Source organism: Ignavibacteria bacterium (assembly GCA_017303675.1).
Lineage (GTDB): Bacteria > Bacteroidota > Ignavibacteria > Tepidaquicellales > OLB5 > OLB5.
This window is the reverse complement of record JAFLBX010000001.1, coordinates 132,150-157,253: the sequence shown is the minus strand read 5'-3', so window position 1 is coordinate 157,253 and position 25,104 is coordinate 132,150. Positions and strand designations below refer to the sequence as shown.

Genomic DNA, 25,104 nt, shown 5'->3' with positions numbered 1-25,104 from the left:
CGGTTTTAAATTAAAAAAGCGAAGTGAAAATCCACTTCGCTTTTTTTTTGTGCAAAATTTCCTTCTTATTTGATCAGAACCAGTTTCCGGACTGAAGAAAATATCCCTGCATGAATACGGTAAAAGTAAACACCGCTGGGAAGCTCTGAGGCATCAACCTGAACAGAATAACTGCCGGCGGGACGGTTTTCATTTACTATAGTTTTTACAGCTCTGCCCAACTGGTCATACATGGTAATATTTACAAATTCACCGGTAGGCAGTGAATAATTAATTGTAGTAACCGGGTTGAAGGGGTTTGGGTAATTTTGTTCCAGGCTGAAAGTTGCCGGAAGATTGTTATTCCCAAGGCCTAGGGGTGTATCATTGGTATCAATAAATATGTTATAAGCTTCACCGCCGTTACCAAAAGTACGCGCATGAACAGCTTTTCCGCTTGCTATAACTGTACTGCCGTCATTTGAAGTATTGCACCAGAAAAAAGAACCCGCTGAAGATACACCGAATATAGGCGCAGCTGCCGGAACGCTGGTTTTAAATACAAGAAGATCGTAGTTATTATTTCCAAGATCTGCATATGTTGATACAGCCAGAACTTTTCCGTTCCTTGAAAAGGAAACACTGGTTACCTGGTCGCCTGTATTTGGATAGGTCCATACAGGAGTAGAGTTGGAAGAGTTAAAATATTTAATTCTTCCGTCAAATCCGCCGCCACTTACAAACACAAGAGTGCCATATGCAATTTTTGTGCCGTCATAACTTATATCAACTGCTGTGATCCATGAACCGCTTTCAGCAACCTGCCACACAAAATTATAGGTTGTCCCGTTCCACTGGTAAACTCTCATAATACCGCTGTAATTAATTGTTGCGATATAATTACCGTTACCGCTGATTCCCTGGGGGAATTGCGTTCCGCTTGTTGATGAAGGATTCACAGAACCTGAATAAACAAGCTGTCCTGTATATGTTCTGAACACGTAAAATCCAAGGTATGTATTTACAATTACAAGTGAATCATTGCCGGACATTTTAACACCCTGTATAGTTGCGCCGCCTGTATTATTTGTCTGTCCAACACGGTATCTCCATACCCAATTGGTTGAATTCCTGTTGAAACCGAAGATCCAGCTTGAATCGCTTCGTGAAGCGGTGGCTATTATAAAATCACCGTTCGAAGTAATTTCAACCGGCCCTGCAATTCCTGTATCCGGTAATTGTGTTTCCAGGTTAAAATTGAAAATGGGTGTGCTGCTTGCGCGGTTAAAAATATATATATTGTGATAGCTGCCGTTGGCAATGTAACCGCCGGTATCAGATATAGCGACATAATTGATAAATGTATTCGGGTTTGAGGGATATTCCCACAAAGGAACCGCGGATAAATTATTATACAGCGATACCCTTTCAGTATTTAGCCCCCACCCGGTAACCTGGTAAAGCCCGTTCCTGCTGGTTGCACACCTGTCACCAATTGCGATAGGATCACTTGTGATCCAGCGAATGGAAGATGCGTTAATAGGATTTAGTGCAGGATTTTGAAGTGTGGTGTTTTGGACCCCGGGCGGTGCATTAACATATGCAACGCGGTTTTGAACAGTGCCTGTAGAATATATGCTTTCGCTTTTTATTTGCGGAAGCTCAGGGCTTAGCTGCTGTGATAAGATGTTAAACGGGATACAGATGGATGAAATTATAAACAGTAATATTATTTTGTTCATAATTATATTAATATATTTAAATGCTGAATTAATAATACCATTTTAATATATTTTTAATGTAAAAACAATTTAATAGTAAATGCAGGGGATAAATCAGGAAATAAAAAAGGGGCTATAAGCCCCTATTAAATATTCGATAATTGAAAAATTATTTTACCAGTGTAAGTTTTTTGGTATCTTTTAAGATATTTCCGCTTTCTGTTCTTGCCTCGATGCTGTACATATAAATACCAGTGCTTAATGCCGCTGCATTCATATCTACTGCATAAGTGCCGGCTGAATAATTGGAATTAACAAGTGTCATAACCTCTTTGCCCAGCATATCATAAACCTTCATTGTAACAAAGCTTCTTTCAGGAATTGAGAAGTTTATCTTTGTTGAAGGATTGAACGGATTAGGATAGTTCTGTGAAAGCGAGAAGTTTTCTGCAACTGTGCTTATGTTTGAAACAGATACAAGGTTGCCCCATGTTTTGAAAACACGGATACCATCAATTAATAATACAGGGGCGTTTGAAGCTGTTCCCTGTCTTAAAGCCACTCTTCTGATATTCGGAGCATCGCCAATAGCCTGGGTAACCGGTCCAACCAGTGGTGAAGGCTCGGTTCCCGGTACAGCACCTGAGAAAACGAATAAGCTAACTTCATCATTGCTTGCTCCGTCTACAAATGTATATTTTATAACCACAAGATAAGTAGTACCGAAATTATAAACCGGGTTGGCATAAACAATAGGGTTGGTAGCTTTAGCAATACCTAATCTGAATCCGCCAGTTGTATCTTTTACATAAAATCTGCCGGTATAGTTGCTTGTTGAGTTATCCGGTAATAATCCAAAGAAATAATCACCGGTTGCTGCTGATGAGTCAACTCTCAGCATAAATGATACATATACATTTCCGGTTGAATCACCTGTGCCTGAAAACTGCTTGTAAGCATCCTGGCCTGTACGAACCACCCTGGCTGAATTACCAATGCCTGATAGCGGATAACCTGAATAAGTTAAACCCGGGGTTGCAACATTCAATACATTTGTATTACCACCGCTGAATGAAACCCAGCCGTGTGCGCCGAGTGAATCACCTGCAGGGTAATCAAAATTTTCCGTCATTAATATCTGGGCTGATGCCTTTTCAACTATAACGAATGACATAAAAGCTACTATAAGAAGTAGTATTCTTCTCATAAATTCATCTCCTTTTTGTTAATAAGATATATGTTTATTGATTTCTGATACAAATATAAGGATTTTAGGATTAATTAACCGTGAGAAAATTGTTAAGGTATTATTATAAAAATGCTCAAAAATGCATTAAATTACTGTTTTTGTTAAATTCCTGTAAAGGAAATTAAGACTTAAGCTTATAAATTAAGTCAGTTTGGTTACCTGTGTGCTGATTTAATTTTTTCCAGGTATTTCTGGATCAGGATCTCATAATCTTCGGTATAATTTTCCTTTTGAAGCTCAAGAGCATCCTGGTTTATGCCGTTTATGATATTTGGTTTTGAGATCACTATTTCCGGCGGTGAGCTTCTTTCGAAATTTTTACCCGGCCTGGATTCACGCTTCTGCTCAAAATCCTTTTCACGGGTTGAAAGCTGGAAGTCGAGCATCCTTGAAAGGATCTTCTCCTGGCGTTTTTTGGTTTCAGGAGTAATATTATTTTCCTGCAGGTCTTTTATGATTTCCTGCATATCTTTCTGCACCTGGTCCAAGTTACCAAGCATTTTTTTGCCTTCTGATTCCTGCTGTTTTTTAAATTCCTCATTAAGCTGGTTTACCCCGTCTTTTATCTGCTGCTGTTCCAGTGCCAGCTTCTGCATCTGAGCCATTTGTTCCTGTGAAAGCTTGCCCTGGTTTCCGTTTGGACTCATTCCCTGCATCTGGTTATTAAGCTGCTGCTGCTTGGCTATCATCTGCTGAAGCTGTTCAAGCAATTGCTGCAGTCCCATCCCGGGTTTTTTGCCGTTGCCGGGTTTTCCGTTCTGGCACATCTGCTGCATTCTCTCAGCTGCTTTATCGAGTGATTCTTTTGCATTCCCCTGAGATTTGTTAGCGCTTTTGCCGTCCTTTTTGCTTAACTGGTCTGAAGCCTTTTGCATTTCATTGAATGCATCGCCTAAATTCTTGCTCATCATCGGGCTCATTCCCATCTGCTGGGCCATGCTCATCATTTCTTCGGTCAGATTAGAAAGCTCGTTTTGCAGCTTATCCTGCTGCATTTTATTTTCCTGGAAATCTTTAGGGTCAGTATTTTTATCAAAATTTTCTGATTCATCCATTAATTCCTGCTGCTTTTTGGAAAGTTCCTTAAGCCTGTCAAGGAATTCCTGCATCTTCTGCATCATCTTGCTGTTCTCTTTATCCATCATGTTCTGAAGCATATCCTGCATCTGCTGGTTCAGGTCTTTAAGGTCTTCAGAGATCTGCTGCTGCTGCTGCTCAGACTGCTGTTTATTGCCCTGTTCCAGGTTCTGTTTTGAGTTCTGCATTTTCTGCTCGAGCATTTTTTTCATTATTTCCTCAAGCATCTTCTGCATTTCCTTGCTCATTTGCTGGTCGCCGTTTTTCTTAAAATTCTCTGAAAGCTCTTTCATCTGTTTCTGGTAATCCTGCATGCTGTTCTTAATATCATCCTGCTTTTTTGACTGATCGTTCAGAGCATTCTTGTCATTTTTATCGGTATTCTTTGTTTCTTCTTTCAAAGCATCCTGCTTTTTGCTTATATCATCCAGCTTCTGGGTAAGCTCTCCCATTTTCTGCTCATTCATTATTTTATTGAGCAGCTCCATGGTTTTTTCAAGTGACTTTTTAAAATTCTCCTCATCAAACTTAAAGTTCTTCATTGCTTCTTTAAGCTGATCCTTACTCATGTTCTTCATGGCTTCCTGCAGCTTCTTCAGCGCATCGCGCAGCTCTTTGGAATCTATCTGCTGGAACATTTTTTGCAGCTCCATGTACTTATCAAGAGTTTCCTTCGAAAGCTGGCTGTTCTGCTGAAGATCCTTCATCAGCTCTTCAAGCTTCTGCTGGGTTGAATTCAGGTTGTTCTGTATATTTTCCAGCTTCTGCTGCATTTCCTGGTTCTTCTTAGGATCGTTCAATCCCATTTCCTCGGGATTTTTTTCCATCTTATCTTTCAGCTCGTCAAGATCTTTCTTCAGCTCCATCGCTTCTTCCATCGCTGTTTTTAAAGAATTCTCAACTTCATCTTTTGTCTTTTCGGTTTTCTTAAGTAATGATTCTATTGAAGGATAAATGAGTCTTTTTACTTCACTGCGAGTCAATTTAGGACCGCTGAAGCCATCGTTATCATACACTTCAACAAAATACTCCACTACATCTTCTGAGCCTAAGTTAAGAGTTGAAAGATTCCAAACATACGGCACTTCAAGTCCGGTTGCATCAGTATTTTTAACCGGAATATCGCTGTAGCGGTAATCTTTATCCGCAGGTCCGAATTTTGAGCTTACGGTTTTATAACCGATACGCATTTTTGTAAAGCCAAAGTCATCTGTGACCCTTGATCTTACAAGCAGTTCCCGTTTACCCTGAACGTTCAGGTCATTGTTATCGGGTTCAATAATAGATATTCCGGGGAACTGGTCCGGAAAAACCCTGAGAGTAAAATCTTTGGGATTTGTAGCAGTAAGCTCCTTACCGTTAAAATCTTTTACGGCATTTACAGAGAAAGTGCCGTTTGAAACTGCGACAAATGATCCGCGCGCGGTTTTACCTGTTACTTCCATATTCACAGGTGCTGATGCGCCTGCAAACTGTATCATAGAACGGCTTAAATCATCACCTGATTCAAGCTCTATATAAATTGTGCTTCCGGCAATTGTTGTAATTTCACCGGATTCAATAACTCTAGATGGCAGCTTTGTGTATGCAGGCGGGTAAACTGTGATTTTAACCGATTTGATAACCGGCCGGTTTGTAATCGTTACTGTATATGGACTGCTTTTTACTCCGCGGTACTCAAACCAGTATATAGTCTGTGAATTGATATTTTTTATTGAGGCTTTAAACTCATTTGTGGCGGCAGCTTTTATTTTTTCATCGTTTTCAGAAATTTCAATACCGTCAGGTGTAACTTCTTTGGTATGGAAAGTAACTTCATCAGTTGTGTAGTTAGGGTCATGGAATTTTATTAATGCCGAAACTTCAAGGCTCTCGCCTTTGGAAAGCTCCACATTGCCCGGCTTTACTTCAAATGCAATGCCAAGAGTGTTATCAACAAAAGTAAAATTGTAATTTACGATCCGGTTAGCCGCGGCTAAAAAAGTATTGGGGAAAGCGAACATTAAGAGAGTAAATACACTGAATGCAGATACAAAAAATATCAAAAGTGAATTATTTTTTTTAAAGCTCACTGAGCGCTTGAAATCAAGCGGTTTGGCTTTTTCATTCACCTGGCTGATAGTTTCAGCGGCAAGTGAATTTGAAAATATATGATCTGATTTTACAGTATAGCTGTAGAGCTGAATTGCATTAATGAGGTTGTCTTTTATCTGGGGGTAAGAACCGCCTATTCGGCGCGCGTACCTGGTTACTGTTTCGGGTTTGTGCAGCTTGGAAATTGCGCTGAAAGCGCCTGTAATAATAGTAACTGCAGTTGCTGCGAATGCTGAAATGAATCCGAAGAAGAAAATTTTACGCAGGGTTACAGAAAGCTCAAAAACCGCTTCAAGGGAGATAAGCACTAAAGCCAGAAGTGTAAATGCAAGCATCATCATAATTGCATGACGTATCGCGGCAAAAAATATATCTTTTTTGCCAACTTCTGTAATTCTGCTTAAAAAGCTGCGGTATGTAAGCTCTAAACTGCTCATAATTTGTTGTTTAGAGGGCGTAATATTTGCGGTTTATTGATGGTTTCTTACCTATTTAAGCCTAATTATGCTAATATTGTTCCCAAAATGCAAGATAAATTATACAGGCTGAAAATATGCGTTCTTTTCAATAAACAAAATTATTTTGAATCATTATATTTGATGTATGAAAGATATCATTAAATATCTCTTGTGTCTGATCTCGATTTTTGTGATTTTTAGTTGCAGCCGAAATCCAGAAAACAACAAAGCTGTAAGAGTAAGTTGCGATGCTGATAAAATTGAATTATTATTAAAGGACATCATGAGCAAAAGATACTTTTACATTGACATAAAGCCCGTTGGTGAGGATAGCGTTTATTATAGAAATGTACTTCGAATGAAGAATATTCCAATCCGGGATTCAGTATTTTATTGGAAGATCTCGTCAAGTGTTAATCCTGATTCTATAAAACTTGATTTGCTAACGGATACTGTGAATCAATTTGTACATACAAACTCATTTGGTATTATTTTAGATAAGACAGATTGGGACACAACTGATGTTGTAATTGATATAAGTTTTGGTCAAAACAAGTTTGCATACATTTGGTCAAAGTATCATTACAAATTTGATTACAATGAGTGCAAATGGTTTTTGTTAGATTCAGTTTACAATGAATATTGAGTCTCTGTGCTCTCAGTGTCCTCAGAGGTTAAGGCTTTTATTGCTGAATATAAAAGGTCGCATACAACCTCTTAAATTGTCGCATTTGCACAGCGTATTTGCCAATATTGTTCGCGAGATTTGTATAAAAAAAATAGATTTTAAGAATTCAATGAATGTTTATAGTGAAAACAGCAAATTAACATGAGAAAAATAATTATATTTTCAATGATCACACTCGATGGTGTTATGCAGGCACCGGGCGGACCCAAAGAAGATCCATCTGGTGGTTTTAAATATGGCGGCTGGGTTTCGCCTTATGGAGATAAAGTTTACAGCAAGGTAGTTAAAGAAGAATTAAAGCCCGCTGAATATCTTTTGGGAAGAAAAACATTTGAGATCTGGGAAAAATACTGGCCTCTGCATGCTGACTTCTGGCCGAGAATCAATACCGGAACAAAATATGTACTTTCAAAAACCAGGAGTAAAACCGGCTGGGAAAATACAATATTTCTGAAATCACTTAATGATCTTAAAAAGCTGAAAAGAACAAGTGGCTCAGATCTTCATGTGTGGGGAAGCGGCAGGCTTATTCAGCTTCTGCTGAAAAAAGATCTTGTAGATGAACTCAGGCTGAAAATACATCCATTAATTTTAGGAAGAGGAAAAAAGCTGTTTGAAAGTGGTTCTGTACCTGTTGCCTTTGAATTAATCAAACAATTAGTTACATCTACAGGGGTGATTATTGTTTATTATAAAAAGTCAGGAAAAGTTAAATCAGGTGCAATTAAGGTTTAGGTCAATAGTTGTAACAGAACTATAAAAAATTTTATAAGAACTTATTTTACTTTGTATCTTCGAAGTGAAATTGTATTCAATTATTCAACATATAAACAATAATATTCGTACCCATTTTGAATGATTCTTCTCGTTTTTCGGGGGGGTCTTCATGTTCCCGCGGTTCAGCCCAACCGTCAGAAATATTGGTTTCATAAGTATAATAAACGCATAGCCTGCCGTTTAAATAATAGCCAAATCCCTGCGGCGGCTTTGCATCATGTTCATGTATCTTAGGCAGCCCGCCCGGAAAGCTGAAATGTGAATTGTAGATCTTATGGTCAAACGGAAGCTCCTGCATTTTCTGGTCGGGGAAAACTTTTTCCATCTCACGTCTGAAGGCCTTATCCATGCCGTAGTCATCATCAGCGTATAAGAATCCGCCCCGCTCAAGGTACTGCCTTAAGCGTTTCACTTCAGTATCACTGAAGGAAATATTGCCGTGACCTGTAATAAGTATAAAGGGGAAATTGAAAATATCATCTGAGTTGATATCAACTGAATAGAACTTCGATTCATCAACATCTATTACAGTATTTTTCTTCAGGTAATCCATCATATTAACTTCTGCAGATGGGTCATTATACCAATCGCCGCCGCCGGAATATTTAAGCCTCACTATTTTAAATGATGAAGAAAGCTTGTTGATGCCATCATTTTGTGAGTAAACTGAGGCTGCAGCAAAGAAGGCTAAAATTACGATGAAGATTTTTTTCATTAACTATACTAAAAGTATGATATATGTTTAATCGGATTAAATTCTTTTCGTTGCTGTTTCTGCAATGCTTAGTGAACTATAAGCCTTAATGGTGAAAAAGTTTTAATCAATCTTTTTCATTCTAACAGAGGATCTTGATAAAAAATGCCCGCCGGCTTCACCCCAGGAATAATTATAGCTTAAATCATCATTATCCCATAGTTCAATTGTTATTTCTTCGCGAAAGATATTGTTATCTTCGGGGTCCCCGTAACCGAAAATAAACAGTATGTGTTTTGGTGAAACCTGCCTGTATCTTCTTAGATCGAACCGCACCATAGTGCCAATATTATTGTTCAAAGTCCATAATGCCAGCTTATTTTCATTATCGTAACAAATAATAGTATACTCTTCGTTATACAGTACAGTTTCTTCATTATAAAGAACGGTATCTTTATTGAATTCTGATCCTTCCATCCCGATAGCTTTGTATCGGAATGAAACTCCTTTGTGGTTTACCACAGATTTTACCTCGAGTATCCCCTTGAAATCTTTTTTTTCGTGGTTTACCCCGATACCAACATACTTGCCTTCTCTTTTAGTTAGAAGCTCAAGCAGGTTTAGTTTTTTACTTTTTGGCAATTAAATTGTGATCCTGTTCTTTTATATACTTTTATAAAAAATTTGTTCCCATTTGCTTCTCAGAATGCTGTAAAGCTTAAGATCATGGTATTCACCTTTTGCGAATAATCTTTTTCTCAATATCCCTTCATATTCCAGTCCGCATTTTATCATTACTTTTTCTGAAGCTGAATTTGCTATTTTACAGGTTGCTTCAACCCTGTTAAGCTGCAGTCTTTCAAAACCAAACCTTATTACTTCATTGAATGCTTCAGTGGTATAGCCTTTATTCCAGAAATCTTTTGATAAGGCATAACCAACTTCGCCATAGCCGTTGGCAAGTGACCATACATGATAACCTATTGTTCCGATAAGCTTACCAAGCTCTTTATGTATAATTCCCCATGGACTTGGGATACCATCCTGGTATTGTTGTGTAATGAACCTCAGGTAATGCATGGAGTCTGAAATATTCCTGTGATACTCCCATGTAACATGCTCGGCAACTTCCGGATTTGAAGCGTATGCAAATACATCCGCAGCATCTCGCATCGAAAGCTTTCTGAGCCGCAATCTTTCTGTTTCCAGTATTGGTAAATTCTTAAATATGTCGTAAGCTCTTTCAGTCATTTGAAATATAGAGAAAACTAATTTATCTCAAATTGATTTTATTTAATAGGAAAATACTTCTGCTTAAATGTAAAAGGTTAAATTCATAATATTTATAAAAGTTTGTTTATTGCTTTGGATTGTTATTTGAAACAGATATGAGTAATTTTGATTTTAAATCACTAAAATGGCTGAAAATTACAGAAAAATAAAACAAATTTACGAAGGTAAAGCAAAAAAGCTTTATACATTGAAAGGGCATCCGGACCTGTTATTGCAGGAATTTAAAGATGATGCCACAGCTTTTAATGCGCTTAAAAAAGGTAAAATCCTAAACAAAGGTATAATTAACTGTGAGCTTACAACATTCCTTTTTACCTACCTGAGAAAAAAAGGAATAAGGAATCATTTTGTAAAACAGGTTTCACCAAATGAAATGATCATTAAAAAGCTTAAGATAGTACCTATCGAAGTTGTAGTCCGCAATATTGCCGCAGGCAGCCTGCTTAAAAAAACAAATTTTAAAGAAGGATACCAGCTAAGTAAACCAATAGTAGAATTCTATTATAAAGATGATTCACTTGGCGACCCGATGATAAGCGACTCACATGCATTGGCAATGAAGATCGCAACTGAAAAAGACCTGAAGACACTTAAACAAATGGCCGAGAAGATAAATAAGGTATTAAAACCTTTCTTTTTAAAAAGGGGACTGAGGCTTGTAGATTTTAAGCTTGAATTCGGTAAAGATAACACGGGCAAGATCATGCTGGGTGATGAAATAACACCCGATACATGCAGGCTTTGGGATAAAAGAACTAATAAAAAGCTTGATAAGGACCGTTTCAGATTTGACCTTGGCGGCGTAAATGAAGCATATGCGGAAGTCAGAAAACGAATTACAGGAAAGTAAACAGGTTTAAGAATATTTGAGACTTACAATTTACGGCAGAAGTACAGTACTTAAAGCACTATTAATTACGCTTGCGATTGATATTGCCGCTCTTCTTATTCCCAATGAAATTGTGAAGCTGGTTTTGCTGGTACTTTCGGTTGTATTTATTTCATTCACACTTTATTTTTTCCGTGACCCGGTAAGGCAAATACCGCAGAACCTGAAAAGCGGGGATATACTTTCTCCTGCTGACGGTAAAGTAATGATGATAGAAGAGGTTCAGGAGAATGAATTTATCAAAGGTCCTGCCAAAGTTATCGGGATTTTTCTCTCTCCGCTTAATGTTCATGTAAACAGGGTGCCGATATCCGGCACTGTAAAATTCTACCAGTATATTAAAGGTGAATTTATTGCAGCATATGATCATGCTTCAGCAGATAAGAATGAAAGAACTGTGATAGGGATAGAAGGCGAAAGGTTTAAAGTGCTTTTTAAACAGATCACAGGTTTTGTCGCACGTCGCATAGTTTGTGAATTAAGAGTTGGTGATAAAGTTAAGATCGGTGAAAAATTCGGAATGATCAAATTCGGTTCAAGAACAGATATAATAATGCCTGTGAATGCAAAAATTAAAGTAAGTATAGATCAGAAAGTAACCGGGGGTATTACTCTCCTTGCGGAGGTACCTGAATAGTGAAGAACCGCATGGGATTTATACCAAGCTTATTCACTGTGCTGAACCTGTTCTGCGGGTTCATGGCAATTATTAATGCTGATGCGCTTAACTTTGAGCAGGCTGCGTTGTTTATCTTATATGCCGGGTTATTTGATATGTTCGATGGTGTTGTTGCCAGATTTACAGGCACTTCTTCAAAATTCGGGGTTGAGCTGGATTCCCTGGCTGACCTAGTTTCTTTCGGGGTTGCTCCTTCATTTATATTGTACAAAGTATATTTCTTTTCTCTTGATGGCATTGGCATAGCGCTTTCTGCGCTTATAATGATATTCGGCGCATTGCGCCTTGCAAGGTTCAATGCCCAGCTTGTTGGCTTTGATAAAAATTATTTCAGCGGTGTACCTGTTCCAATACCTGCGGTTACGGTTTCTTCATTTATACTTTTCTATTATAATCAGAACTTTAATGCACATGTAAGCGAGATTTTCATTTACTGTATTGCGATCGTGCTTCCGCTGTTAATGGTAAGCAAGTTCAAATATGATACTACACCCAAATTCAATAAACGCGAAGTAAAAGAACATCCCGTTAAGACTATTATAGTCATTCTTTCAGTAATTTTAATTGCGGTTACAAAAGGGGAAGGGTTGTTCGCTTTTTGCCTGTTTTACATCAGCACGGGAATATTCCGCAGCACTAAAAACCAGGTCCGTAAATTTTTTTTCAGCAAAAAAATAAGTAATGATGAAGAAAATGCTGATGAGCTTAAGCTGAAGCAATCAAATTAGACTTTAAAAAAGTATCTCACTCAATCCCTTAACTAAAACTTCAATATCTGATTCATTGTTAAATCTGCCAAATGATATACGGATAGATGACCTTGCGGTATCATCATCATAGCCTATAGCTTTTAGTACATGTGAAGGCTGCACTGAGCCTGACGTGCAGGCTGAGCCTGATGAAACAGCAATTCCTTTCATATCAAGCTTAATTAAAAGTGTATCAGGATCAATTTTAGTGGTTTTGTGATTAAACGAAATATTCACAATGTTGGGTAAACACATTCCGTTTTCATCGGCGGAATTAATGGTTATTTTTTCCTTAAACTGAGAGTGTATTTCATTAATCAAAATTTTCCTCAGATCAACAGATCTCTCAATATCAGTATCCATTTTCATTTTCAAGATCTCAATTGCTTTTTTAAACCCTGCAATTGCGGGGATATTCTCTGTGCCGCCTCTTCTGTCGCGCTCCTGCCTGCCTCCGTGCATGAATTTATCTATCGGGGAATCCTTTTTGATATATAAAATCCCAAGGCCTTTAGGCCCGTAAATTTTATGCCCTGAAAATGACGCGAAATTAACACCCAGCTCATTAATTTTGAATTTAACTTTTCCTAATGATTGTACCATATCACTGTGAAGCATAATACCCTTATCCTTCAGCAGCTTTGCTGCTGCGGTGATATCGTTAATAATGCCAAGCTCATTGTTTGAATGCATTACAGAGATCAGAAAGGTCTTATCTGTAAGCGAGTCGTTTAATTCATTAAGGTCGATCCTACCATATTTGTTCACTTTTAAATAAGTGATATTAAACCCAAACCTGTTCTTTAAGTATTCAGCAGTATCTATAACGGCGGAGTGTTCAATAGCGGTTGTTATGATATGATCTTTTTTGCCTAGATTGTAAAAAGCAGAACCTTTTAGAGCGAAGTTATTTGCTTCGGTACCGCCTGATGTGAAGTATATTTCAGAAGGCCTTGCACCGATGAATTCCGCAAACAGGTCTCGGGTATCTTCCAGCAATACCTTCGCTTTCCTGCCCGCTTCATGTACGGAGGAAGAATTCCCGTAATTTCCTCCAAGCCACGGAAGCATCGCTTCCTTTACCTCCGGATCAACCTGAGTTGTGGCTGCATTATCTAAGTATACAAGGCTCATAAGCTGCAAAGTTACCTTAAAATTCAGGGTACTTCAATTCAATTTATTATAGTATAATACCTGCAATCAACATAGCACAAAAAAATTATTTAAGTTATCTTTGTTTTATAATGTATAAAAAGATCATCAAACCGCTTTTATTCGATTACGACCCCGAAAAAGTCCATAATTTTACAATAGATAAACTATCCGGTTCAATATTTCCCGCAATTTTAAAGCTGCTTTACAGTTTTGAAGATAAAAAACTAGAAACTAAAGCAGGCAGGTTAACATTCCGTAATCCGATCGGGCTTGCCGCGGGAATGGATAAAAATGCAACTGCGCTAGCAGGATGGGATGCAATGGGATTCGGCTTTGCCGAAGTTGGTACAGTAACACCGCTTCCGCAGGATGGAAATCCAAAACCGCGCATGTTCAGGCTGCCGGAATTCGGCGCTGTTATAAACAGGCTGGGCTTTAATAATGCCGGCGCGGATGAATTTGAAAAAAACCTGGAAGAATCAAAGGAAAAGATCAGGCGTGATTTTATTGTTGGGGTTAATATCGGGAAAAATAAACATACTGAGCTTGACGACGCTTACCAGGATTATAAGTTTTCATTTGAAAAATGTTTTGAAACAGCAGATTATTTTACAATTAATGTAAGCTCTCCAAATACCGAAGGGCTCAGACAGCTTCAGCAGAAAAAATTCCTTGATGAAATATTAAAACATTTGCAGCTGCTTAATAAGGAGCTGGATACTACATATTCTGATACAGCAAAAGATATATATCTGAAGATAGCACCTGACCTGACAGAAGCTGAGCTTGATGACATTATCCAGGTTTCAATAGATAATAACATCACAGGACTAATAGCAACCAATACAACAATTTCAAGAGATACGCTGCCTGAAGGTATATATGAAAGCGGGGGATTAAGCGGTAAACCGCTTGAACCTATTTCCAATTCAGTAATTAAATATGTGATGAATAGGGCTCAGGGTAAGCTTGTAGTAATAGCATGCGGCGGGATATCCTCATATGATGATATAAGAGAGAAGCTTGATCTCGGGGCTTCGCTGGTTCAGCTTTATACCGGACTGATATATGAAGGTCCCGGTTTGATCAAGCGGTTGAAAAAAGAAATGCTTTCTGCCCGGAAATAATATTATGGATATTGAAATAAAAGAATTTGATGTTAACCTAAAAGATTCAGTATTGGATTTCCTTACCTCCGGTTACTGGCCGTTCCATAGCTCACCCAAAATTCCCAGGGAAAAGCTGGAAAAACAATTCAGCGAAGGGTATTTTACCGGTGAAGGACACAGAACATTTGTTATCTTAAATAACAAAGATGAATTGATAGGTGTAATAAGATTGTTCGATCTGGGTTCAGGACCTGAAGATGATGAAACCCCGTTATTTGATATAAAAATTAAAGAAGAATTTCGCTGTAAAGGAATCGGTAAAAAAGCCTTAAACTGGCTTACAAATTTTGTGTTTACAAACTACCCCAATAAGCTAAGGTTTGAAGCTACTACAAGGATAGATAATACAGCGATGCGCAGTGTATTTGAAAAATGCGGATTTGTAAAGGAAGCTCATTACCGCCAGGCCTGGCCTGATGCTGATGGTATCAGGTATGATTGTACGGGATATTCGATCTTAAAGAGTGACTGGATGAATAAAACAAAAACGCCGGTGAAATTTGAACTGTAAAAATAAAATCGTATAAGAACATTAATTAGTTAATCATTCCTGCAGTTTTAACCAATGAATCGCATCTTCCCTGTTGTAAAATATCCTGACATTATAACCACGGTTTTGGCAGGCATTTTCGTAAAATTTAATATTACTTTCTACAAATTTATTTTGTTCAAGAATCAAGGCTTCAGATGTCCTGTTATCAATACCCATTTTTTCAAATGTATTGATTGAATTATAAACATTTAAAATGGAAGGGGTTACTTTCATTTCAGTTAGATCTGTGAGCACCAGCAGACAATTTTTATCTTTATTAAAATTTACAAAATCATTAATAGCCTGATTAAATTCGTCATCGGTTACAGTTCCTGAATATTCAACCTCGATCCTCCGGGGAGATGTTTCAAATTTTATTGAGTACGGCATAATAATCCTCAGGTAAACAATTATATTGTTTTAAGATCATTTTTAGTAAATTCATTAATAACGTTGCCTGTGTTTAGGGTCCCGGACGGCTCAAACAGCATAACGGATACTTCTTCATCAGCAATCGGGCAATGCTCTGTCCCTTTGGGAATAATTATAAATTCATTTTCATTGATAGTTATATCCCCGCTGCGAAGCTTCATAACGAAGCTGCCTTTTAAGACGTAGAACATCTCATCTTCTTTATCATGTTTATGCCAGACAAATTCTCCTTTGAACTTAACAAGCTTAACATGCTGTCCGTTCAGCTCTCCGGCTATTTTCGGGTCCCAGTATTTATTAATAAGCTCAAGCTTATCGCTTATAATTACTTTTTCCATGGTTCAGTCATACAATTCTTTGGTATAAAGCAGAAGATCTTCAGTGTCATTGGGTATATTGATCGTTTTTTCAAATTTCATCCCAAGCTTTTCAAGCAGTTTAATAGAAGAATAGTTATAAGGTACAGTAATTGCAGCTATCCTGTGCAGTTTCAGAACATCTTTTGCGAACTGTAAAACACTTTGCGAAGCTTCGGCAGCATAGCCGAAATTCTCAAATTCAGGCAGAAGAGCAAAGCCTATATCAACATCATCAAGCCCGTCTCTTTTTACCAGCCCGCACATCCCGGCTTTTTGTCCGGTGGATTTAAGTATCATGAGATAAAAGCCGAAACCGTTTTCTTTGTAGCCTTTGGCTAATTTTTCTTCAATATATTTTACTCCGTCTTCCGGGCAGTTTATGGACCGGCTTCCTATATATTTAAGCCATCCCGGAGTATTTAGTAGTTTGTAAATAAACTCCCCATCGCCGGAATTGAACTCACGCAGCCTGATTCGTTCGGATTCAATTATGAATTTATCCATTTTAAGAACGGCTATTTAAATTGTAGTACTTTTGCTTTTGATCGAAGCAGGTCTTTTGCTTCGGGCCATCCCGGAATGATATCGGATGTAAATGTATAAGTGCGGATCTCGGTGGATAAGCTTCTTGATTGTTTCATTGCTTCTGCATGAACGCCGCTGCGAGCAAATCTTTTAAGGTCGTTTTCAGATTGCCAAACGGAAAGTGTGTAATGGTCAGAGCCGAAGCCGGTATTTTTCATTTTAATAAATCCGGGCTCTTTTCTCAGCTGTTTCTGGATCTTATATCCCCATGCTGAAAGCCTGAAAAAATACCAGACACTTTTCAGCTTTATTGATGTAACAGTTATTACCAAAAAATATTATTCTGCTATATTATTTGAAACTGTTAATTCTTTGTGTAAATAGAATGTAATAGCTTATTTTACGTTAACCAGAAAGTACCTGTATTCATCACCCTTGGCATCATGGATAACTTCCCATTTTGCTTTGTATGTGCCTTCAAGCTCTATAGGACCGCCATGAATAAGGAAAGGCTGGATCTCATCTTTTTTTACTGAACGCAGATTAACTGAATCACCTGCAAACAATTTATAAATACCGCCGTTAATCGATTCCCAAATGTTTTTACGCTTTGTTAAGAATACTTCAGTACATGTATCGTATCCCTGGGCTTTAAGCTGTTCAAGGAATTTAAGATCCTGGATAACCCTGTAAAGATCAACATGGCTGGCATTTTCATCCTTCGGCATTTTAAGTTCAATTACATGTTTCTGAACGCCGCTTTCGATTATAAAAATATCTGCTTCTTTATTTGCAAGTTTCGGGATCGGATTAAACATTCTGGAAATAGGGTAATCCAGCTTTACATTAAGCTCCGGATAATATTTCTTAAGAAATATCCCTAATTCATGCCTTAATCCTGATTCGTTATAAAGTTCAAAAGGGGATTGTGAAAAATATTTAAAGAAATGCTGAATAATTTCCTTCATGATAATTAACCCTTATAATATAGTTTCGTAAAAAAAATGAACTTCTGCTCATAATATCGGTAAGTCCTGCAAATATACCATTTTTCATTAAATATTTTTCTGTATAAATTTATGCACATTTTAGGTCTTAAAATCTGCAAAATAGATGTTATTTCAGCAATTATTGTAGTTCTATACAGCTACTAAACCTTTTAAATCAGTTGTAAATACTATTTATAACAAATTTAAACTTAATTTCATAAATTAGATGCTCCGGAAGGCCGATTAATATATATTAGACTGTATAAGCAGTAACTGGTTGTCATTTTATTGTTACATCATCAGCCAGAATTTTTTTCCACTCCGGATGTTTTGTTATATATTTTGCGACAAACGGGCAAAGCGGTATAAGCTTGAGACCCCACTTTTCAATTTCTTCAAATGCCAGCTTAACAATTTTTGAGCCAATGCCTTTACCTTCAAGTTCTGCCGGTACTTCTGTATGAGTTAATAATATTTTGTTTGCCATAATGATATATTCAATTCTTGCAATATGGCCATCAGCTTCTAGCTCAAACTGTTTTTTATCGGTATTATCTTTTAGTACTGTACTCATGATCTTTATACCTTTCTTTTTTTCATGGCATCAATTGGCTGCGTATATGTTTTTTTGCAAAATCAAATTATATGTACTAATTATCAAGTTACAATACGATATATAAAAAAACTGCCGGGAATAAACCGGCAGCTTAACAAAAGTTTTAACAATAAATATTACTTAAGAGTAGAAATATATTCCCTTAGTCTTGCCAGGTGCTGTAACGCCCCTTCGAATGCGCCATAATTTTCAACAACCAATTTAAGCATTTCTTCAGTTTCAAATATTGAGTGCATTGTTAAATGAGTTTTCCCATTGGTCTCTTTAAAAGTTACCTCAACATGAAATCTTACCGGTTCAGCGCCGTCATCATCTGAATGCCTGTATAAAAGCCTTTCAGGTTCAGCTATTTCCATAAAAACAATTTTATTCGGGTAATCCCTGCCATCGGGTCCGTGCAGGGTATGCAGCCAGATACCGCCAGGCTTAAGCTCAAACTGCCTGGTTGTAATAGTAAAGCCATCCGGACCCCACCATTTTGCAATATGATCCCGGTCTGTCCATACTTTCCAAACCAGCTCCCTCGGTGCATCAATTATCCGGGAAAAGATCATTTCTTTTTCAGTTTTTGTGCTTTGTTCAGTTACTTCAGTGTTTTCAGTTTTCATTTTAATTAGAACTTTTTTTGTTAAATAAAATATTGTCAAGACTGTACTTTCCGGCTCCGGCAAATAGCAGGCCCATGAATACACCGAACAGCTCCATTGGGTGCATAGCAACATGCCATGGATCGAGCATTGATAAATGGGTTATGAATGCCATCAGCATTGTAAATGCCAGAAATGCCGCTGCTGTGCGGGTGAATAAGCCGAGAAGTATCAGTATACCCCCAAAAAATTCGCTTGCTGCAGCCAGGAAACCAAAGAACACATGCCCGAAATTTATTTTTATATTTGACATTGCAGCGCCGATCATTTGCCACATCTCGGGGCCTCCTTCAATTTTCATTATGCCATAAACAAATACAAATGGTATTCCTATACCTATGCGGATAAATAATAATCCCGCATCTGAATACTTTTGAAGAAAATTCCTGAACATTGTTTTAGTTTTTATTTATTAAATTGAGTTATACTTTTACAGCTTTCCATTTGCCTTTCCGGAAGTAATACCAGGAAAGCAGTGCTATTAAAACTTCTGCTGCCGGTATAGCTATAAAAGCACCTGTTGAGCTGAGCTCCAGCACATAAGCTAAAAAATATGCGAAGGGAACCTGGAAAACCCAGAAACATACCAGGTTAATAATAGTCGGAGTCCTTGTATCACCTGCGCCGTTTAAAGCCTGTGTAAAAACCATCCCAATACCGAAAAATATATATCCGGCTCCTATGATCTGAAGCGCATGCGCACCGTAGCTTAATACTGCTTCATCACTTGTAAATATCCTTATAATCTGCTCAGGGAAGATAAGAAAAGTTACCATTACCAGTCCCATAAAAATTATATTATACTTCACAGAAAGCAGTACGCTTTGTTCAGCGCGTTCAAGCTCTTTCGCGCCGAGGTTCTGCCCAACAAGTGTTGCGGCAGCGTTGCTTAAGCCCCATGCGGGAAGGAAGAAAAATACCATATTCCTGAATGCGATCTGGTATCCTGCTGAAGCGTTCGTTCCTCCTGTTTCAGCCACAAGCCTTGTTAAAACTATCCAGCTTCCGCTGGCTATTATGAACTGCATAGTTGCCGGCCATGAAATTTTGATAATTGATCTTATCAGCTCAAAATTTATCCTAAAATATTCTTTGCTTATCTTTAAAAAGCTTTTCCCGTTGAAAAGATGGTAGCACTGGTAAACAACCCCGGACGTTCTGCCAATAACAGTAGCTATTGCTGCCCCTTTGAGACCGTAAAAATGAATCAGGATTGGGCATAAAATAATATTCGCAAGGCTCGCTATCCAAAGGCTTTTCATAGCCATGGCCGCATTTCCTGCTCCGCGGAATATACCGTTAATAAGGAACAGCAGTATAATAACAAGATTACCTCCGATTAAGATCTGTGCGAAAATAGCGCCTTCATTAACCACCTCAGGGCTGGCGCCCATGAGAGCAAGGATATCTGATGCGAAGAATATTCCCGGAAAGCTGATAACTACTGAAACAGCCAGTGCGATTATCAAAGACTGCGCGCAGGCTTTTGCCGCCGAAGGAAGGTCTTTTTCTCCGACCCTGCGTGCAATTATAGCCGTTGCACCTGTGCTTAATCCTATAGATATGGAATATACAATTGTAACAACTGATTCCGTAAGCCCAACAGTTGCAATGGCGTTCGGACCCAGCTTGCTTACAAAGAACATATCAACTACAGCAAATACGCTTTCAAGGCTAAGCTCAAGCATCATAGGTATTGCAAGCAGGAACACCGCCTTGTTTATGCTTCCTTTGGTGTAGTCATATTCCACCCCTTTAAGGGATTGGACTATCGTATCAAATATTTTTAAAGCTCTGCTTCTTTTTTCAGGCAAAATTTTAAAGTTTTTTTATCTTCATTTAAATAACAACTGCCGACATTTTATCAAATGCTTCGTTCCATATCTTTTCAGCAAGCTGTTTTAATTCATCCTCAGGTATACCTTCATGTATGAGGGTCATAACTGTTTTTCCATTTTTATCCAGAAGTATAACGGATACTTTCACCGGTTCAGGAAATTCCGCTGAAGTGAGATCAAAAGGAGGCGGCAGGGGATTTCCGTTTTCATCGGAAAATGAATCTGTATACACAAGCTTAACCGGTGCGGATATTTCAAGGTATTCTCCTGTTGTCCAGTATTCCTTTCCGTTTGATGAACGCATACAGAAAAGATATTTGCCTCCAACTTTAAGATCGATCCTGCAATATGGGCAGGTATATCCTTCCGGTCCCCACCACATTTTGAAATGCTCTTCGGATGTCCAGGCATTCCAGACTGTTTCTACGGGTGCGTTAAATTCCCTGACGATAACCAGCTTCCTGCCTGTTAAATCAGTAACGTCTTCTTTAGTTTGCTGCATAATTAATTAATTTGGTTTACGGATGAAGTAAATTATTTTATTTAAAGCTTTCTTCCATTTTATCAATTGAAGTATTCCAGCCAATATTAGCGCCAGTTTTGAGCTCACCTTCAGGTAATCCTTTATGAATAATGGTCATTTCTGTTTTACCGCTGCTTTCCTTTATAAGTACAGTCACAAGCATTTCCATAGGTATTCCTTTCATCCCGTAAACTTCTGAAGATATCACATTACTTTTCTCATCTGCAAAACAATCAGTAAAAACTATTTTTTCATACGGAACGATCTCTTTGTAAACACCTGTTGCCCAGATTTTATTGCCGTTATTATCCATCATACTGGCAAGCCATTTGCCGCCAACTTTAAAATCGATGGAACAATCAGGACAGGTGAATTCTTTGGGTCCCCACCACTGTTTAAAATGTTCCTCGTCGCTCCATGCATGCCAGACCTGCTCTTTAGAAGCATTGAAACTTCTTACAATTTTTAATTCATTTTGTTTTTCCATGGTATTTAAAAATTTATGTTTACAAAATTATTTAATATCAACAAGGTATGAACGCATTTCTTTGATCTTTCCGCCTTCAATCCTGTAAATATCAAAGAACCTGCAGGAAAAAGGGCTTCCGTCTTTTTTTGCCGCCTTTACATATCCTTCAGCTGCAACCAGTTCACCATCTTCAAGCTCATTGGTCACTGTTATAACAGGCAGGCCGGAAAATGCTTCGTTGTGGATTTCTTTTCTGAATGCTTCAATCCCTTTATGTGAAAAAAAGCCGGGACACTCCCATGTAACATCATCTGCCACATACTTCAGGATTTCTTCCGTATCACCAGAATTAAAGCCGGCATTAACTTTTCTTATAATTTCCTTATTTGTCATTGCTATCTCCTCCGGTTTTATTTCTGTTCTGCAGTTTATCAAGGTAAGCTTCCAGTGAATCCAGCTTCTGATTCCAAAGCTTTCTGTACTGGTCAACCCAGTCTGAAACTGCTTCAAGCTTTTCCAGTTTTGCCCTGCAGAAGCGCTCTCTGCCTTCCTGTTTTATTTCAACGAGTCCAGCTTCCCGCAGGATCTTCAGGTGCTTGTAAATTGCTGCCCGGCTGATCTCGAAGTGCCCCGATACGGCATTTACATTTAATGAACGGTATGCTATCATACCAAGAATTTCCCTTCTTGTTGGATCAGCTATTGCCTGGAATACATCTCTCATAATAATTAATCCTTTTTTATTTATGAAACCATATGGTTGCAAATATAAATGAAACCTTTCGGTTTCGCAATAGCAAATTGAAATTTATTTGCATAAGTAATTGAATACTATGCTTTTATAGGTTGACTTATTTGATTATTTTTTTATAATTATTAACCGTAAGGCGCCTACGAATTCATTTTGGTTCTTTAAATGCCCGTATTTTTTATCCCAATTTCCTGAATCGAGATCTTCTTTTAGTTTTTTTACCGCTTCCATTTCTTTTTCTCGCGGAAGGAAATCCCAGAAGGATTGAGACCTTCTGATAGATTCATTCAGGAATGCTTCAGGCCTTGCGTAAAAGGCTTCATTGAAACCATCGATACAATCAATTGGAACGGGAATTTTTATAATTTTAAAGCTGCTGCCCAAGGTATCTGTAATATATTTTATCTTTGGCGAACGTGCCCTGTCTATATCTACCATTTCAGGGCAGTAATCTGCAAGCCAGAATCTATGTACATCATCCGGGTCGAATGTCATGATCACCATCGTGTTTTTGGTAACTCGCTTCATTTCCAGCAGCCCTTTATTCAGATCAGGCCAGTGATGAATTGTCAACAGGGCCATGGATGCATCAAAGCTGTTATCTTCAAACGGAAGATCTTCGGCAAATGCCGCAATAGCCGGTACTTTTTGGGGTCCTCTTTGTGCCCGCATAATATCTGAAGGTTCAACTGCTGTTAAGATACGGTCTGCCGGCTCATATGAGCCTGTTCCTGCCCCGATATTAATTACTGTTTTGGCATCACCAAGTGCGCTGTGTATCAGCGAAGCAATAACAGGATCAGTTTGCCTGTTTGCTGTATATTTAACCTTTTGTTTATCGTAACTGTATTCAGTGTTATTTATTTTCATGTGCAATGTTTCAGGCAATGGCGCAAAAAGTTTTTTTAAACTAATTAAGACATTTCTGCATGAAAATAATTTACAAATTGAAGATCAAAAATTAAAGCTATTAATTTTATTTGTAAGAGAGCATAAGTATTTTTAAAAAATTTCAGCTTAACTTGCCTGAATGCAGGTCTTTTATTGGGAAAGTCATTTCGTCATTTTTCCATATTAAATTTCCGTTCACTATAAAGAATTTCCTGAACTTACCTTTATCCAGATATTTATTGATATTGGGAAGTGATGATTTGATCATGTAAGGCTCAAAATTTATTGTTTTTGAAGTATTATCACTGAATGTCATTTCAATTGAGTAACCTGCAGTATAATGCGCTTCTGTTATTGATATCTTTTGCGGGTCATTCTCTGTTTGTTCTGTATCAGCAAGTTCATTTTTTATTTGTTCATCCATTATGTATCCTATGGTTACCGGTTAATACAATATAACCATCTTTGTGCCGTATAGCTATGTAATACACCCTAAAAGATCAAATAGTTTTAAAAGCTAGCGTATTTCAGCTTCAATTATGCTTAATATATTACCTGCAGGATCTTTGAACCAGGCTATATTCGGACCGTTTCCGCGCATTATGCTTTTACTATCGGTTTTTATCGATTCATTATCATTCTGTATGAGCTCAATGCCTTTTTCCTTCAGCTCATCTGCGGCTTCATCAATATTATCTACGGGAATGTTAAGTATAGTAAATTCAGCAGGTACATGGTTTGGCTTGGGATAAATTATTACTAAAGCTCCGTTAGCTATTTGAAGCACCAGGGTTTCCATTTCTCCTTCCTTAAGTGTCATGGATAGTGTGCCTCCGTAGAACTCCTTAGCTTTTGAAATATCATCCACTGAAAATCCGCTGAATGCTTTATCTGTTTTTAACATATATCTGTACTCCATTCCGGTGTTTATCACATTAACATCAAAAACAGGCTGCAGGGTTCTGTGTTTATTTTAATTCTTTCAGGATTCTATTATATCCGCAATTTTTTGGGCCAGTAGATCTGCTGCAGGCGGAATTTTACGCAGCCATAAAGCAGGTTCAAATACCTCCAGCTCTCCAAGGGTAAGCTTTCCGTTGTTATCGCGCATTACATCAACCCTGGCATATATAATACCGGGTTTTGAAACCCGCACAACATTTTGTGCGAACTCTATTTCTTCTTCGGATGGGGTATATTCGTGAATTGTGCCTCCAAAGCTTTCCTGTACCCTGAAGTCATCCTGTTTGCCTTTTTTAAGGATAGCATGAGTGAACTTACCTCCTATGACCATATAAGATACTTCGCCTTCAGTTAAAATGGTTTTCTGGTATTCCTGCACAAGCATAGATTTATCCTTTATAAGCTCCGCAAATACCGCCTCATGTTGTGCTATGTTTGATCTGTTAAGCCTGTAAGTATGCCATGCCCCGCCGGATATTGCGGGTTTTAAAATGAGCTCATCCCAGTTTAAGCCGGCAGTTATTTCTTTCAGCGAACGTTTATCACCGGGTTCGATAAAAACTGTTGGGGGAATGTTTATACCCGCTTTTTCAAGATCAAGCATGTAGTGCTTATCAATATTCCAGTAGATTATTTCTATGGGATTAATGAACTTTGTAACCTTGCCGGCGTTTTTAAGCCAGGGCTCAAATTCATCATAGCGGTTAAAGTAATCCCATGGTGTGCGGAACAGTACATACTTTGTTTCAGCCCAGTTAAATTCAGGGTCATTCCAATAAGTACGTGTTACCCTCAGGCCGCGCTTTTCAAGCGCACTGCTGAGCAGCATGTCTTCATGGAGAATGTTTTCTGTAAACTCATCACCCGGTTCCGCGGTTAAGTATTTTGAAGATGTGAG

Annotated in this window: 31 protein-coding genes; 7 read left to right on the top strand and 24 right to left on the bottom strand. The window is 38.0% G+C overall.

Annotation, left to right across the window (positions count from 1 at the left end; translation table 11 throughout):
• Positions 1-65 precede the first annotated feature (65 nt).
• From J0M37_00790 to J0M37_00780, 3 genes are all read right to left on the bottom strand, one after another.
• A complete protein-coding gene (locus tag J0M37_00790) occupies positions 66-1,721 on the bottom strand; it encodes a T9SS type A sorting domain-containing protein (GenBank protein MBN8583601.1) in 1,656 nt (551 codons plus the stop codon).
• Positions 1,722-1,869: 148 nt separating this feature from the next.
• Entirely contained in the window at positions 1,870-2,907 is a 1,038-nt protein-coding gene (locus J0M37_00785; GenBank protein ID MBN8583600.1) for a T9SS type A sorting domain-containing protein, read from the bottom strand.
• Positions 2,908-3,104: 197 nt separating this feature from the next.
• Complete coding sequence (locus J0M37_00780) at positions 3,105-6,557, bottom strand: hypothetical protein (protein ID MBN8583599.1); 3,453 nt, start codon at positions 6,555-6,557, stop codon at positions 3,105-3,107.
• Positions 6,558-6,861: 304 nt separating this feature from the next.
• Here J0M37_00780 and J0M37_00775 point away from each other — a divergent pair, with 304 nt between their 5' ends.
• Together J0M37_00775 and J0M37_00770 are read left to right on the top strand one after the other, a co-directional pair.
• Positions 6,862-7,224 carry a hypothetical protein gene (locus J0M37_00775; protein MBN8583598.1) on the top strand — a complete coding sequence of 121 codons (363 nt, stop codon included), beginning with the start codon at positions 6,862-6,864 and terminating at the stop codon, positions 7,222-7,224.
• Between the two features lie 183 nt (positions 7,225-7,407).
• The gene (locus J0M37_00770; protein MBN8583597.1) at positions 7,408-8,001 is read left to right on the top strand and encodes a dihydrofolate reductase family protein; all 594 of its coding nucleotides are present in this window, start codon (positions 7,408-7,410) and stop codon (positions 7,999-8,001) included.
• Between the two features lie 76 nt (positions 8,002-8,077).
• Here the strand turns inward: J0M37_00770 and J0M37_00765 are convergent, their stop codons facing one another.
• The 3 genes from J0M37_00765 to J0M37_00755 form a co-directional block, all read right to left on the bottom strand.
• Positions 8,078-8,758 carry a DUF4159 domain-containing protein gene (locus tag J0M37_00765; GenBank protein ID MBN8583596.1) on the bottom strand — a complete coding sequence of 227 codons (681 nt, stop codon included), beginning with the start codon at positions 8,756-8,758 and terminating at the stop codon, positions 8,078-8,080.
• A gap of 102 nt (positions 8,759-8,860) precedes the next feature.
• Complete coding sequence (locus tag J0M37_00760) at positions 8,861-9,379, bottom strand: hypothetical protein (GenBank protein MBN8583595.1); 519 nt, start codon at positions 9,377-9,379, stop codon at positions 8,861-8,863.
• A 21-nt stretch (positions 9,380-9,400) separates the two neighbouring features.
• A complete protein-coding gene (locus J0M37_00755; protein ID MBN8583594.1) occupies positions 9,401-9,988 on the bottom strand; it encodes a GNAT family N-acetyltransferase in 588 nt (195 codons plus the stop codon).
• Positions 9,989-10,154: 166 nt separating this feature from the next.
• Between J0M37_00755 and J0M37_00750 the strand changes: the two genes are divergently transcribed.
• The 3 genes from J0M37_00750 to pssA are packed head-to-tail and all read left to right on the top strand — an operon-like array spanning position 10,155 to position 12,326.
• Entirely contained in the window at positions 10,155-10,880 is a 726-nt protein-coding gene (locus J0M37_00750; GenBank protein MBN8583593.1) for a phosphoribosylaminoimidazolesuccinocarboxamide synthase, read from the top strand.
• A gap of 16 nt (positions 10,881-10,896) precedes the next feature.
• Positions 10,897-11,556, top strand: a complete 660-nt coding sequence (locus tag J0M37_00745; protein ID MBN8583592.1) for a phosphatidylserine decarboxylase family protein — start codon at positions 10,897-10,899, stop codon at positions 11,554-11,556.
• Positions 11,556-12,326 carry a CDP-diacylglycerol--serine O-phosphatidyltransferase gene (pssA, locus tag J0M37_00740; protein MBN8583591.1) on the top strand — a complete coding sequence of 257 codons (771 nt, stop codon included), beginning with the start codon at positions 11,556-11,558 and terminating at the stop codon, positions 12,324-12,326. The genes J0M37_00745 and pssA overlap by 1 nt, the downstream gene beginning before the upstream one ends.
• A 3-nt stretch (positions 12,327-12,329) precedes the next feature.
• Here the strand turns inward: pssA and J0M37_00735 are convergent, their stop codons facing one another.
• The gene (locus J0M37_00735; protein ID MBN8583590.1) at positions 12,330-13,481 is read right to left on the bottom strand and encodes a cysteine desulfurase; all 1,152 of its coding nucleotides are present in this window, start codon (positions 13,479-13,481) and stop codon (positions 12,330-12,332) included.
• A gap of 110 nt (positions 13,482-13,591) precedes the next feature.
• On the opposite strand from J0M37_00735, the gene J0M37_00730 reads away from it, so the two are divergent.
• The gene (locus J0M37_00730; GenBank protein ID MBN8583589.1) at positions 13,592-14,629 is read left to right on the top strand and encodes a quinone-dependent dihydroorotate dehydrogenase; all 1,038 of its coding nucleotides are present in this window, start codon (positions 13,592-13,594) and stop codon (positions 14,627-14,629) included.
• A 4-nt stretch (positions 14,630-14,633) separates the two neighbouring features.
• Complete coding sequence (locus J0M37_00725) at positions 14,634-15,182, top strand: GNAT family N-acetyltransferase (protein MBN8583588.1); 549 nt, start codon at positions 14,634-14,636, stop codon at positions 15,180-15,182.
• 33 nt (positions 15,183-15,215) lie between these two features.
• Here the strand turns inward: J0M37_00725 and J0M37_00720 are convergent, their stop codons facing one another.
• From J0M37_00720 to J0M37_00640, 17 genes are all read right to left on the bottom strand, one after another.
• The gene (locus tag J0M37_00720) at positions 15,216-15,593 is read right to left on the bottom strand and encodes an STAS/SEC14 domain-containing protein (GenBank protein ID MBN8583587.1); all 378 of its coding nucleotides are present in this window, start codon (positions 15,591-15,593) and stop codon (positions 15,216-15,218) included.
• Positions 15,594-15,613: 20 nt separating this feature from the next.
• Entirely contained in the window at positions 15,614-15,973 is a 360-nt protein-coding gene (locus J0M37_00715) for a cupin domain-containing protein (GenBank protein ID MBN8583586.1), read from the bottom strand.
• Between the two features lie 3 nt (positions 15,974-15,976).
• Complete coding sequence (locus J0M37_00710) at positions 15,977-16,498, bottom strand: GNAT family N-acetyltransferase (protein ID MBN8583585.1); 522 nt, start codon at positions 16,496-16,498, stop codon at positions 15,977-15,979.
• Positions 16,499-16,509: 11 nt separating this feature from the next.
• On the bottom strand, positions 16,510-16,851 hold the full coding sequence (locus tag J0M37_00705) for a DUF3291 domain-containing protein (GenBank protein ID MBN8583584.1): 342 nt from the start codon (positions 16,849-16,851) through the stop codon (positions 16,510-16,512).
• 63 nt (positions 16,852-16,914) lie between these two features.
• Complete coding sequence (locus J0M37_00700) at positions 16,915-17,487, bottom strand: hypothetical protein (GenBank protein MBN8583583.1); 573 nt, start codon at positions 17,485-17,487, stop codon at positions 16,915-16,917.
• A 301-nt stretch (positions 17,488-17,788) separates the two neighbouring features.
• Positions 17,789-18,082 carry an N-acetyltransferase gene (locus J0M37_00695; protein ID MBN8583582.1) on the bottom strand — a complete coding sequence of 98 codons (294 nt, stop codon included), beginning with the start codon at positions 18,080-18,082 and terminating at the stop codon, positions 17,789-17,791.
• Between the two features lie 158 nt (positions 18,083-18,240).
• Complete coding sequence (locus J0M37_00690; GenBank protein ID MBN8583581.1) at positions 18,241-18,732, bottom strand: SRPBCC family protein; 492 nt, start codon at positions 18,730-18,732, stop codon at positions 18,241-18,243.
• A gap of 1 nt (position 18,733) precedes the next feature.
• Positions 18,734-19,165 carry a DoxX family protein gene (locus J0M37_00685; protein ID MBN8583580.1) on the bottom strand — a complete coding sequence of 144 codons (432 nt, stop codon included), beginning with the start codon at positions 19,163-19,165 and terminating at the stop codon, positions 18,734-18,736.
• A gap of 28 nt (positions 19,166-19,193) precedes the next feature.
• On the bottom strand, positions 19,194-20,585 hold the full coding sequence (locus tag J0M37_00680; GenBank protein MBN8583579.1) for an MATE family efflux transporter: 1,392 nt from the start codon (positions 20,583-20,585) through the stop codon (positions 19,194-19,196).
• Positions 20,586-20,610: 25 nt separating this feature from the next.
• The gene (locus J0M37_00675; GenBank protein MBN8583578.1) at positions 20,611-21,111 is read right to left on the bottom strand and encodes an SRPBCC domain-containing protein; all 501 of its coding nucleotides are present in this window, start codon (positions 21,109-21,111) and stop codon (positions 20,611-20,613) included.
• Between the two features lie 37 nt (positions 21,112-21,148).
• Positions 21,149-21,619 (bottom strand): SRPBCC domain-containing protein, encoded by a 471-nt coding sequence (locus tag J0M37_00670; GenBank protein MBN8583577.1) that lies wholly within the window; start codon positions 21,617-21,619, stop codon positions 21,149-21,151.
• Positions 21,620-21,646: 27 nt separating this feature from the next.
• Entirely contained in the window at positions 21,647-21,994 is a 348-nt protein-coding gene (locus tag J0M37_00665) for a nuclear transport factor 2 family protein (GenBank protein ID MBN8583576.1), read from the bottom strand.
• Positions 21,984-22,328: a winged helix-turn-helix transcriptional regulator gene (locus J0M37_00660; GenBank protein ID MBN8583575.1), complete on the bottom strand. Its 345-nt coding sequence runs from the start codon at positions 22,326-22,328 to the stop codon at positions 21,984-21,986. The genes J0M37_00665 and J0M37_00660 overlap by 11 nt, the downstream gene beginning before the upstream one ends.
• A 132-nt stretch (positions 22,329-22,460) precedes the next feature.
• Complete coding sequence (locus tag J0M37_00655; protein MBN8583574.1) at positions 22,461-23,222, bottom strand: class I SAM-dependent methyltransferase; 762 nt, start codon at positions 23,220-23,222, stop codon at positions 22,461-22,463.
• A gap of 142 nt (positions 23,223-23,364) precedes the next feature.
• A complete protein-coding gene (locus J0M37_00650; protein MBN8583573.1) occupies positions 23,365-23,667 on the bottom strand; it encodes a DUF2442 domain-containing protein in 303 nt (100 codons plus the stop codon).
• A gap of 93 nt (positions 23,668-23,760) precedes the next feature.
• The gene (locus J0M37_00645; protein ID MBN8583572.1) at positions 23,761-24,147 is read right to left on the bottom strand and encodes a hypothetical protein; all 387 of its coding nucleotides are present in this window, start codon (positions 24,145-24,147) and stop codon (positions 23,761-23,763) included.
• A 78-nt stretch (positions 24,148-24,225) separates the two neighbouring features.
• Entirely contained in the window at positions 24,226-25,035 is an 810-nt protein-coding gene (locus tag J0M37_00640; GenBank protein MBN8583571.1) for a hypothetical protein, read from the bottom strand.
• Between the last annotated feature and the right edge of the window lie 69 nt (positions 25,036-25,104).

Bases quoted from the DNA above. Each gene is read 5' to 3' on its own strand.
- J0M37_00790 (MBN8583601.1), bottom strand. From the start codon at position 1,721: ATGAACAAAATAATATTACTGTTTATAATTTCATCCATCTGTATCCCG.
- J0M37_00785 (MBN8583600.1), bottom strand. From the start codon at position 2,907: ATGAGAAGAATACTACTTCTTATAGTAGCTTTTATGTCATTCGTTATA.
- J0M37_00780 (MBN8583599.1), bottom strand. From the start codon at position 6,557: ATGAGCAGTTTAGAGCTTACATACCGCAGCTTTTTAAGCAGAATTACA.
- J0M37_00775 (MBN8583598.1), top strand. From the start codon at position 6,862: ATGAGCAAAAGATACTTTTACATTGACATAAAGCCCGTTGGTGAGGAT.
- J0M37_00770 (MBN8583597.1), top strand. From the start codon at position 7,408: ATGAGAAAAATAATTATATTTTCAATGATCACACTCGATGGTGTTATG.
- J0M37_00765 (MBN8583596.1), bottom strand. From the start codon at position 8,758: ATGAAAAAAATCTTCATCGTAATTTTAGCCTTCTTTGCTGCAGCCTCA.
- J0M37_00755 (MBN8583594.1), bottom strand. From the start codon at position 9,988: ATGACTGAAAGAGCTTACGACATATTTAAGAATTTACCAATACTGGAA.
- J0M37_00750 (MBN8583593.1), top strand. From the start codon at position 10,155: ATGGCTGAAAATTACAGAAAAATAAAACAAATTTACGAAGGTAAAGCA.
- J0M37_00735 (MBN8583590.1), bottom strand. From the start codon at position 13,481: ATGAGCCTTGTATACTTAGATAATGCAGCCACAACTCAGGTTGATCCG.
- J0M37_00730 (MBN8583589.1), top strand. From the start codon at position 13,592: ATGTATAAAAAGATCATCAAACCGCTTTTATTCGATTACGACCCCGAA.
- J0M37_00725 (MBN8583588.1), top strand. From the start codon at position 14,634: ATGGATATTGAAATAAAAGAATTTGATGTTAACCTAAAAGATTCAGTA.
- J0M37_00720 (MBN8583587.1), bottom strand. From the start codon at position 15,593: ATGCCGTACTCAATAAAATTTGAAACATCTCCCCGGAGGATCGAGGTT.
- J0M37_00715 (MBN8583586.1), bottom strand. From the start codon at position 15,973: ATGGAAAAAGTAATTATAAGCGATAAGCTTGAGCTTATTAATAAATAC.
- J0M37_00710 (MBN8583585.1), bottom strand. From the start codon at position 16,498: ATGGATAAATTCATAATTGAATCCGAACGAATCAGGCTGCGTGAGTTC.
- J0M37_00700 (MBN8583583.1), bottom strand. From the start codon at position 17,487: ATGAAGGAAATTATTCAGCATTTCTTTAAATATTTTTCACAATCCCCT.
- J0M37_00695 (MBN8583582.1), bottom strand. From the start codon at position 18,082: ATGAGTACAGTACTAAAAGATAATACCGATAAAAAACAGTTTGAGCTA.
- J0M37_00690 (MBN8583581.1), bottom strand. From the start codon at position 18,732: ATGAAAACTGAAAACACTGAAGTAACTGAACAAAGCACAAAAACTGAA.
- J0M37_00685 (MBN8583580.1), bottom strand. From the start codon at position 19,165: ATGTTCAGGAATTTTCTTCAAAAGTATTCAGATGCGGGATTATTATTT.
- J0M37_00675 (MBN8583578.1), bottom strand. From the start codon at position 21,111: ATGCAGCAAACTAAAGAAGACGTTACTGATTTAACAGGCAGGAAGCTG.
- J0M37_00670 (MBN8583577.1), bottom strand. From the start codon at position 21,619: ATGGAAAAACAAAATGAATTAAAAATTGTAAGAAGTTTCAATGCTTCT.
- J0M37_00665 (MBN8583576.1), bottom strand. From the start codon at position 21,994: ATGACAAATAAGGAAATTATAAGAAAAGTTAATGCCGGCTTTAATTCT.
- J0M37_00655 (MBN8583574.1), bottom strand. From the start codon at position 23,222: ATGAAAATAAATAACACTGAATACAGTTACGATAAACAAAAGGTTAAA.
- J0M37_00650 (MBN8583573.1), bottom strand. From the start codon at position 23,667: ATGGATGAACAAATAAAAAATGAACTTGCTGATACAGAACAAACAGAG.
- J0M37_00645 (MBN8583572.1), bottom strand. From the start codon at position 24,147: ATGTTAAAAACAGATAAAGCATTCAGCGGATTTTCAGTGGATGATATT.
- J0M37_00640 (MBN8583571.1), bottom strand. From the start codon at position 25,035: ATGCTGCTCAGCAGTGCGCTTGAAAAGCGCGGCCTGAGGGTAACACGT.